At 63.7% G+C, this 9,895-nt stretch carries 8 protein-coding genes; 4 read left to right on the forward strand and 4 right to left on the reverse strand.

The window, feature by feature from the left end:
- Positions 1-188: 188 nt before the first annotated feature.
- Entirely contained in the window at positions 189-2,108 is a 1,920-nt protein-coding gene (locus ACNFHO_RS26515; RefSeq protein ID WP_054892640.1) for a methyl-accepting chemotaxis protein, read from the forward strand.
- Between the two features lie 222 nt (positions 2,109-2,330).
- Positions 2,331-3,899 (forward strand): methyl-accepting chemotaxis protein, encoded by a 1,569-nt coding sequence (locus tag ACNFHO_RS26520; protein WP_416767867.1) that lies wholly within the window; start codon positions 2,331-2,333, stop codon positions 3,897-3,899.
- 135 nt (positions 3,900-4,034) lie between these two features.
- Here ACNFHO_RS26520 and ggt read toward each other — a convergent pair whose 3' ends face one another.
- The 3 genes from ggt to ACNFHO_RS26535 form a co-directional block, all read right to left on the reverse strand.
- Positions 4,035-5,702, reverse strand: a complete 1,668-nt coding sequence (gene ggt, locus ACNFHO_RS26525; RefSeq protein ID WP_416767863.1) for a gamma-glutamyltransferase — start codon at positions 5,700-5,702, stop codon at positions 4,035-4,037.
- Between the two features lie 117 nt (positions 5,703-5,819).
- Positions 5,820-6,716, reverse strand: a complete 897-nt coding sequence (locus tag ACNFHO_RS26530) for a LysR family transcriptional regulator (protein WP_054892645.1) — start codon at positions 6,714-6,716, stop codon at positions 5,820-5,822.
- 73 nt (positions 6,717-6,789) lie between these two features.
- Positions 6,790-7,380 (reverse strand): NAD(P)H-dependent oxidoreductase, encoded by a 591-nt coding sequence (locus tag ACNFHO_RS26535; RefSeq protein WP_063542698.1) that lies wholly within the window; start codon positions 7,378-7,380, stop codon positions 6,790-6,792.
- Positions 7,381-7,576: 196 nt separating this feature from the next.
- Here ACNFHO_RS26535 and ACNFHO_RS26540 point away from each other — a divergent pair, with 196 nt between their 5' ends.
- Positions 7,577-7,891: a putative quinol monooxygenase gene (locus ACNFHO_RS26540; protein WP_054892647.1), complete on the forward strand. Its 315-nt coding sequence runs from the start codon at positions 7,577-7,579 to the stop codon at positions 7,889-7,891.
- On the opposite strand, the gene ACNFHO_RS26545 is transcribed toward ACNFHO_RS26540, so the two are convergent.
- Positions 7,881-8,645, reverse strand: a complete 765-nt coding sequence (locus ACNFHO_RS26545; RefSeq protein ID WP_416767865.1) for a sulfite exporter TauE/SafE family protein — start codon at positions 8,643-8,645, stop codon at positions 7,881-7,883. The genes ACNFHO_RS26540 and ACNFHO_RS26545 overlap by 11 nt on opposite strands.
- 77 nt (positions 8,646-8,722) lie before the next feature.
- Between ACNFHO_RS26545 and ACNFHO_RS26550 the strand changes: the two genes are divergently transcribed.
- On the forward strand, positions 8,723-9,610 hold the full coding sequence (locus ACNFHO_RS26550; RefSeq protein ID WP_416767866.1) for a LysR family transcriptional regulator: 888 nt from the start codon (positions 8,723-8,725) through the stop codon (positions 9,608-9,610).
- Positions 9,611-9,895 lie beyond the last annotated feature (285 nt).

The following is a 9,895-nucleotide window of genomic DNA, read 5'->3' on the forward strand; positions in this document are numbered from 1 at the left end:
GCCCTGCTGCAACGGGCGTTGCAGCGCCTCTCCAGAACGCAATACGACCAATGGGTCATTTTTCTGCTGATAAACGTTTCAGCCGCAGCCGATTCGGCCGATAACCCCGTGGACCCATCAGCTGGCCCCTACAAGAACAACGCCCGGCGACGTGAGATTTTGCAAGACACATTTTCTGGAGAGCGTGCATGAACAGATGGTTTGCCGACAAGAGCGTGAACCTCAAACTCGGGCTGGGCTTCGGCCTGGTCCTGGTATTGACCGGCCTGCTGGCCCTGGCCAGTTGGACCAGCCTGGGCAGCCTCATCAATCGCAGCAACTGGATGAGCGACATTACCCGCCTCAACACTGACCTGACCAATCTGCGCGTGGCGCGCCTGCAATACATGATCGCCAACGGCGACGACGCCGCCGCCGCCAACACGCTGGCGAAGCTGGAAACCTTCAGCGCCCAGCAGCAGCACCTGGAAAGCACCTTCAAGAGCCCCGAGAACCTCAAGCTGCTGCGTGAGCTGGGCAAGATCATCGCCGACTATCGCATCTCGCTCGACAAGATGCGCGCAGGCTACAAGATCACCCTTGCGGCCCGTGAAACCCTCGACCAGAACGCGACCAAGGCGATCCAGTTGATCGAAACGATCAGCAAGGATGTCCTGGCCCGTGACGAAAGCGATGCGACCCGCTTGCAGCAATACCTGGTAATCAGCAAGGCACGCCAGCAGCTTACCCAGTTGCGCCTGGACGTACGCAGCTATGTCGCGGCGCCAAGCGACGTCGCCGAGCAAGCGGTGCTGCGCCAACTGCAGCAGACCTTCACCGAGATCGACGGCCTCAAGCGCCAGCTGACCAGCGATGGCGCTGCCATCGAGCAGTTCGAAGGCGCAGTGCGTGCCTATGGCGAGTCGGTTCGCCAGCTCAGCGCCTCGACAGCCCAGATCGCTGTGTCCCGTCAGGAAATGACCGTGCAGGGCGGCGACATCGTCAAGCTCAGCGACGACCTGTACAAGATCCAGCTCGAACGTCGTGACATCGAAAGTGCCGAGGCCCGCACCCTGCAGATCGGCGCGACGCTGCTGGCCCTGCTCATCGGCGTACTCGCCGCCGTGATCATCACCCGCCAGATCACCCGCCCGCTGCGCGAGACCCTCGCCGTGGTGGAGAAGATCGCCGGTGGCGACCTGACCCACAACCTGCAGGTCACCCGCCGCGACGAACTGGGCGTGCTGCAGCAAGGCATTGCGCGCATGGGTACGACCCTGCGCGACCTCATCAGCGGCATCCGTGACGGTGTTACCCAGATCGCCAGTGCAGCCGAGGAGCTGTCGGCGGTGACCGAGCAGACCAGCGCCGGTGCCAACAGCCAGAAGGTCGAGACCGACCAGGTCGCCACCGCCATGCACGAAATGGCCGCCACCGTGCAGGAAGTCGCGCGCAACGCCGAACAGGCGTCGCTTGCAGCAACCAACGCCGACGGCGAAGCCCGTGCCGGTGACAAAGTGGTGGGCGAGGCGATCAACCAGATCGAGCGCTTGGCCGCCGAGGTCAACCGCTCCACCGAAGCGATGAATCTGCTGCAACAGGAAAGCCAGAAGATCGGCAGTGTCATGGACGTGATCAAGTCGGTGGCCGAGCAGACCAACCTGTTGGCGCTCAACGCCGCCATCGAAGCGGCTCGCGCCGGTGAGGCGGGGCGTGGGTTCGCCGTGGTCGCCGACGAAGTGCGTGGCTTGGCGCAGCGCACGCAGAAGTCCACCGAAGAGATCGAAGAGCTGGTCGCCAGCCTGCAGAACGGCACGCAGCAGGTGGCCAACGCCATGCTCGGCAGCCGCACCCTGACCGACAGCAGCGTGGAACTGGCACGCAAGGCCGGCGCGTCGCTGGAGAACATCACCAGTACCGTGTCGGGCATCCAATCGATGAACCAGCAAATCGCCGCCGCCGCAGAGCAGCAGAGTGCCGTGGCCGAAGAGATCAGCCGAAGCATCCTCAACGTACGCGATGTGTCCGAGCAGACCGCCGCCGCGAGCGACGAGACAGCCGCCTCCAGCGTCGAGCTGGCGCGCCTGGGTGGACAGTTGCAAACCCTGGTCAGCCATTTCCGCGTCTGACCACGCCTTCCGGGGCCGCGTCGCGGCCCCAATCCTTCCCCCAAAAAATCTGCTGAACGGCGTTTCAGCTCCTGCAAACATTGCCGATATCTCTTCTGCGGCAACGGAGGGCCCATCACAAAAACAAATGCCGTGTGACGGGAAATCCCGCGAGCAGGCGCTTTCCCCCGGGGAACCTCCATGAGCAACTGGTTTGCCAACATCAGCGTCAAACTCAAACTGATGCTGGGCTTCGGCCTGGTCCTTCTACTCACCACTGCACTGGCCTTGACCGGCTGGAACAGCCTGGAAAACCTCGTCGCACGCAGCAACTCGATGGGGCAGATCACCCAGTTCAACACGCACCTGAACAACCTGCGCGTGGCGCGTCTGCAATACATGCTCGCCGATGGCGACGAGAGCGCCGCCGCCACCGTGCTGGCCCGCCTGGACACCTTCGAACAGCACAAGCAGGAACTGCTCGCCAGCTTCGACCACCCCCAGAGCCTGCAACTGCTGCGCGAACAGGCCACCTACATCGACCAGTACCGCGCCTCGCTGGACAAGATGCGCCAGGGCTACCGCGCCATCGCCAGCAAACCCGACGCCGAGCAGCCGGTACGCGACGCCCGGGCGGCGATCGCCACGGCACGCCAGGAAATGATCGAGGAGCAGGCGCAGATCACCAAGCGCAGCGACGAGCTGTACAAGATCGAACTTGGCAGACGCGACGTCGATACCGCCCGGGCGCGCAACCTGCAACTGGGCGTGGCGCTGCTGGCGCTGGTGTTCTGCCTGCTTGGCGCCGTGATCATCACCCGCCAGATCACCCGCCCCTTGCAGGAAACCCTCGAGGTGGTGAAGAAGATCGCCGAAGGCGACCTCAGCCAGCGCCTGGAAATCACCCGGCGTGACGAACTCGGTGCCCTGCAGCAGGGCATCGCGGGCATGGGCGACACCCTGCGCGCACTGATCACCGGTATCCGCGACGGCGTGACCCAGATCGCCAGCGCCGCCGAGGAACTGTCGGCGGTGACCGAGCAGACCAGTGCCGGGGTCAACAATCAGAAGGTCGAGACCGACCAGGTCGCCACCGCCATGCACGAGATGACGGCGACCGTACAGGAGGTCGCACGCAATGCCGAGCAGGCATCCCAGGCCGCCACCCAGGCCGACGGCGAGGCCCGTGCCGGCGACAGGGTGGTGAACGAGGCCATCGGCCAGATCGAACGCCTGGCCGCTGAAGTACAGCACTCCACCGAGGCGATGAACCTGCTGCAACAGGAAAGCCAGAAGATCGGCAGCGTCATGGACGTGATCAAGTCGGTGGCGCAGCAGACCAATCTACTGGCACTGAATGCCGCCATAGAAGCGGCGCGTGCCGGTGAAGCCGGGCGCGGCTTTGCGGTGGTCGCCGATGAGGTCCGTGCCCTGGCCCAGCGCACGCAGAAATCCACCGAAGAGATCGAAGAGCTGGTCGCCAGCCTGCAGAACGGCACCCAGCGCGTGGCCAACGCCATGCAAGGCAGCAGCGGGCTGACCGACAGCAGCGTGGAACTGGCACGCAAGGCAGGCACCTCATTGGCCAGCATCACCCGCACCGTGTCGGGGATCCAGGCGATGAACCAGCAGATTGCAGCGGCAGCCGAGCAGCAGAGCGCCGTGGCCGACGAGATCGGCCGCAGCATCATGAATGTGCGCGATGTGTCGGAGCAAACGGCGGCGGCCAGCGAGGAGACAGCGGCGTCAAGCGTGGAACTGGCGCGGTTGGGTGGGCAATTGCAGACGATGGTCAGCCACTTCCGCGTTTGAAGCGCATCCCGCAGGTTCCCCGCTGCGGTTGAGCTCGGCGGGGTACCTGCGGGAGCGGGTTTGTCGGGGCGCCGAAGCGCTGCGAAGCAGACACACGGCGGATGGCACCGGCTGCGCCGGTGCTCGCCAAGGGTATTACTTGACGATCAACCCTACCCCGCGTCCGCGCGGATCGGATGCGGTCTCGAGCTTGTCGCCGGTGACCCGGATCGCCTGGATATCGCCCATCTCCCAGCCTTGGTCCTCAAGCACGTAGCCCATTTTCTTCAGATCCTCTGCCACCTGCCCTTTGAGCGGTGCATAGCTGTCGAAATAGATGGTGTCCTTGGGCAGCAACTGATGGTGCACGCGCTGGGCGGCCACGGCTTTTTCCAGCGGCATGCCATAGTCGTACAGGTTGTTCATCACCTGGAAGATCGAGGTGAAGATCCGCGAACCACCGGGCGTACCGACCACCAGGGTCAGCTTGCCGTCGCGGGTGACCAGGCTCGGGCTCATGGACGAGAGCATGCGCTTGCCCGGCTCGATGGCGTTGGCATCCCCACCCACCACGCCAAAGGCGTTGGCCGCTCCCGGCTTGGCGCTGAAATCGTCCATCTCGTCGTTGAGCAGGAAGCCCGCGCCCTTGACCACCACGCCGCTGCCATAGTCGAGGTTCAGGGTATAGGTGTTGCTCACCGCATTACCCTGCTTGTCGACGATGGAGAAGTGCGTGGTCTGGTGCGGCTCCAGGCCCGGCTTGACCTTGTCGGTGTCGGAGATCGCATTGGGGTTGACCTGCGCCGCGCGCTTGGCGAGGTAGTCCTTGGCCACCAGCTCCTTGACCGGCACCTTGGTGAAGGCCGGGTCGCCCAGGTAGTCGGCGCGGTCGGCGAACACGCGCTTCTCGGTCTCGGCCAGCAGGTGGATGTACTTCGCCGAGTTGTGCTCGACTCCTTTGAAGTCGGCTGCGCGGTCTTCCTTGATGCCCAACAGCTGGGCCAGAGCGACGCCACCAGAGCTTGGCGGTGGCGCGGTATAGACCACATTGCCACGCCAGTCGATGGCGATCGGATCGCGCCACACGGCCTTGTAGTCCTTCAGGTCTTCCTTGGTGATCAGGCCCTTGTCGGCCTGCATCTGCGCCACCAGCAGGTCAGCGGTCTTGCCCTGGTAGAACTCGCTGACGCCCTTGTCGGCGATGCGCTCCAGGGTCTTGGCCAGCTCGGGTTGCTTGAACAGCTCACCGACCTTCATGTTGCCGAAGTAGTCATTGAAGTTGGTGGCGGTCTTGAACAGGCCCTGGGCATCGTCGCGGTACTGGTATTGCTTCTGCGCGATCTTGAAGCCGTTCTGCGCGTAGCCGATGGCCGGGGTAAGCAGCTCGCTCCACTTGAGCTTGCCGAACTTCTGGTGCGCCTCCCACAGGCCCATCACCGTGCCGGGCACGCCAGCAGCGCGCACGCCAACCAGGCTGAGGTTTTCGATGACCTCGCCCTTGTCGTCCAGGTACATGTTGCGCGTGGCGGCCTTGGGCGCGACTTCACGATAGTCGAGGAAGTACGGCTTGCCGTCGACGAACAGGGTCATGAACCCACCACCGCCGATGTTGCCGGCTTCCGGGTAGGTGACCGCCAGGGTGAAGGCGGTGGCGACCGCGGCATCCACCGCGTTACCGCCCTTCTTGAGAATGTCGGCGGCTACCTGTGCGCCATATTGATCGGGCGCCGCCACCGCGCCACCTTCGAGCGTCACGGCATAGGCGGAAGAACAGCTCAGGATCGCGGCCCCGAGGGCCAGGGACTGGAACATGACGATACGCATGACACTTCCTTGGTGTTGTTTTTGTCGAGCACTCATTTAAGGCTCAACCGTTGCGACTAAGCAAACGGCACACAGGAAGGGAGGCGTCTTTGGGCAAATCTGTCGCGTTCAGGTAACTCAGCAGGCGTACATCGATAGCTTGCGCTGGATGAAGTCGAGGAAGCACTGGATGCGCAGCGCCAGTTGAGTATTGCGGTAGTAGACCGCGTGGATCGGCTGGCGATAGCCGTTGTTGGCCTCGGCCAGCACCACCTGCAGGCGGCCAGCGCGAATGTCTTCGTGAGTCATGAAATGCGACAGGCTGACAATGCCCTCACCGGCCAATGCCAGCTGGCGCAGGGTCTCGCCGCTGGAGGCGAGGATCGCCGGGCGGATCGGCCAGCGATCGCCCTGAGCATGGCGCAACGGCCATTGATTGAGCGTTTCGGGTGCGCTGAACCCCAGCAGGCAGTGCGCACTGAGGTCTTCGACCTTCTGCGGTGTGCCGCGCCGGGCCAGGTAATCCGGGCTGGCGAGCACCTGCACGGGGCTGCACCCCAGCGATCGGGCGTGCAGGCTGGAATCGGCCAGTTCACCGATGCGAATGGCCACGTCGGTGCTCTGTTCCAGCAGGTCAATGATCAGGTCGTCGGTATTGAGCTCGAGCTCGATGCCGGGGTACTGGCGGCGAAACTCGCCGATCCACGGCAGGATGGCATGCAGCATGAACGGTGCAGCGGCGTTGATCCGCAAACGCCCGGATGGGGTCTGGCGATTCATCGACAGGCGCTCTTCCATGTCGTCCATCTGCTCAAGGATGGCCCGCGAACGCTCGAGGAAGAAACGCCCTTCCTCGGTCAGGTCCATGCGCCGGGTGGTGCGGTTGACCAGCGTGGTCCCAAGCTTGCCCTCCAGGCGCGACAGGGTGCGACTCACCGCCGACGGGGTCTGGCCCATCTGCTCGGCGGCGGCGGAGATCGAACCGCAGTCGATGACGGCGACGAATACCTGGAGTTCTTCGGATCGGGTTTTCACGCGGCGGCCTTGGGCTTGGGGTAGTGCTGATTGATAGCTGCTGGGCGATCACGGCGCAAGTGGCGCCGCGTCATCACTCGGCCTTGCCGAACACCTTCGCCAGGTGCGCTTCATACGCTGCCAGTGCTGCCGGCACATCCGGGCGCTTCATCACATCCACCGCCAGGAAGGTCGGCAGGCCGGTCATGCCAAGGAACTGATTGGCCTTGTGGAACGGGAAGTACACCGCATCCACACCTTTGCCTTCGAAGAAGTCGGTCGGATCGTCGAAGGCCTGCTGCGGTGCGTTCCAAGTCAATGAGAGCATGTACTGCTTGCCCTGGATCAGGCCGCCGCTGCCGTACTTCTGCGAGGCATCGGAACGGGTACGGCCATCGTTGGCGTACAGGCTGCCATGGCCTTCGGTGAAGACATCATCGATGTACTTCTTCACGGTCCAGGGCGCGCCCATCCACCAACCTGGCATCTGATAGATGACCACGTCCGCCCAGAGGAATTTCTGCACCTCTTCCTTGACGTCATAGCCACCGTCGATAAAGGTCTGCTGCACATCGAAACCGGCGCGGTCCAGATAGGCCAGGGCGGCCTCGTGCAGGGTGCGGTTCAGGCGGCCGTCGGAATGAGCGAACTGTTTGCCGCCGTTGAGTAGAAGAATCTTTTTCATGGTGAGCCTCGCAGGTCTGGGTCGGCCCGAGGCAAGTACGCCTGCCGACCGAGTCAAAAGTGATGGCGGCAGATTAGGCAGTCGCGAGCGCAGGAAAAAGCCGGGTGGCGGCAAAATACATTTGCCTTCAAGTCACGAATAGACATCTGATTATTGCAATACAATCTGCTCACTTTCCCCCGCACAGGCCATCGCCATGAGTGAGCAGTTCGCTTTCATCCTCAAAGCCAAGACCCGCCCTGAAAAGGCCGAAGCCTTCGAAACCCTGTTCCGCGCCTACGTCGAACCGAGCCGCCAGGAGCCCGGCTGCATCGAGTACCACATGCTGCGTGACAAGGAAGATCCGAGCCTGTTCGTGTTCTACGAGGTCTGGGCCGACAAGGCCGCCCTCGACCTGCACTCGGCGCTGCCGCACATGGCTGCGTTCTTCGAGAAGCGCATGGACTATCTGGAGCGCGACTTCGATATCCAGATGATCGAGATGCTCAGCCCGTCTTCCGCTAGCCGTTGATCAACAGGTGCCCGCCGAGCAGCGCCAGGCCGATGAAAAAGCAGCGCTTGAACAGCGCGGCGCTGATGCGCCGACGCAGCCAGGTGCCGGCGAACATGCCGAGCAGGGCGGGCACCAGCATCAGCAATGACGCACCCAGGGCCGGGCCGTCGAGCGCGTCCTGCCCGGCCAGGCCAAGTGCCAGGGCGAGGGTCGAGACCGTGAACGACAGCCCCATCGCCTGGACCAGCTCATCGCGATTCAGCCCCAGGCCCTGCAGGTAGGGCACACCGGGCATCACGAATACCCCGGTCGCTGCCGTCACCACACCGGTCAGCAAGCCACACAGCGGCCCCAGCCACGATTCCCATTGCGGCGCGACCCGCAAGCCCGGCCCCACCAGCCCATACAACGCATACACCAGCAGTGCCCCGCCGAGCGCATGCGCCGCCCAAGGGCCACTGTCGATGCCAAGCCACAGACTGCCCAGCAGCGTACCCACGACGATCATCACCAGCATGCCGCCCAGGCGCTTGAGTAGCCCACGCAGGTGGCCACCAGAGGCGAGCTGCCACAGGTTGGTGAGAGTAGAAGGCACGATCAGCAACGCCGCTGCCTGCGCCGGAGGCATAGCCAGCCCGAGCAGGCCCATGGCGATGGTCGGCATTCCCAGGCCGATCACGCCCTTGACCGCACCGGCCAGGGCGAAGGTAAAGATAACCAGCAGCGAAAGCGCCAGCCCCATGTCTTGATACAACGCAGTAAAGGTATTCATGGCGCCATCCTGCACCCTCGGCGATGGGCTGAAAATCTGCCATATACTCAGCCAGACTCTTGCCAGGACAGAGGCACATGCATTTCGACCTGATCGACCTTAGCCTTTTCCGCCACACGCTCGAATGCGGCAACATCACCGCCGGTGCCCGCCGCAGCCATCTTTCGCTGCCTGCGGCCAGTGCGCGCATCCGCGCCATGGAAACCTCGCTGGGCATTGCCCTGCTCGAACGCAACCGGCGAGGGGTGCAGCCAACACCTGCGGGCCAGGCGCTGTTGCAGCATGCGCGGCTGATCGCCCAGCAGGTCGAGCGGTTGCAGTACGACCTTGGCCAATATGCCCAAGGCCAACAGGGGCAGGTGCGCCTGCTGTGCAATACCGCGGCGCTGACCGAATATCTGCCGGAGTTGCTGGCTGCATACCTGGTGGCGTTTCCCGGCGTCAGCGTTGACGTGCAGGAGCAACCGAGCCTGCGCATCGTACAGGCGATCACCCAGGGGACTGCGGACCTGGGCATCATTTCCACGGCGGCACCGAGCGAGCACCTGCAGGTGCGGCCGTTTCGCGAAGACCCGCTGGTGCTGATCATGCCCCTGACGCATCCGCTGGCGGCAGAGCCGTCGCCGCGATTCGTCGACAGCCTGGTACACGGTCATGTGGGATTGGCAGCGGACAGCGCCCTCGCCTTGCACCTGGAAGAACAAGCACTACGCCTCGGGCGGCGGATGCAGGTGCGGGTGCGGGCCGAGGGTTTTGACGGTGTGATCCGCATGGTGGCCGGGGGTGCCGGGGTCGGCGTCGTGCCGTTGGCCTCGGTGAGACGCTGGGAGGGGGTGCTGCCCTTGCGCTGGGTGGCGCTGGAGGAAGACTGGGCCAATCGTCGGCTGCAGCTGTGCGCCCGGGATTTTGCCGGGTTGCCGGGGTATGCGGCGGCGCTGGTCGAGCGGCTTGGGCTTGAGGAGTGAGTTAGCCTGGGAGCGGCGGTTCGGCGCCCCGACTTGTCCCGCGAACAAGATAACGCGCTGCATGGCACCGGCTTCGCCAGTGATCGCGGGACAAGCCCGCTCCCACAATTAACACCGCAGTATTCAGAAAGTTGCGGAGCTCTTGTAGGAGCAACGGTCTTGCTCAAAATCTAAAGACCAGCCCAATCCCTGTGGGAGCAACTGTCTTGCTCAAAATCTAGAAGCCAGCCCAATCCCCTGTGGGAGCGGGCTTGTCCCGCGAACACGGGCGTAGCCCGTGCCAGG

Source organism: Pseudomonas sp. NY15374 (assembly GCF_048068255.1).
In the GTDB taxonomy this organism is placed as follows: Bacteria; Pseudomonadota; Gammaproteobacteria; order Pseudomonadales; family Pseudomonadaceae; genus Aquipseudomonas; species Aquipseudomonas machongensis.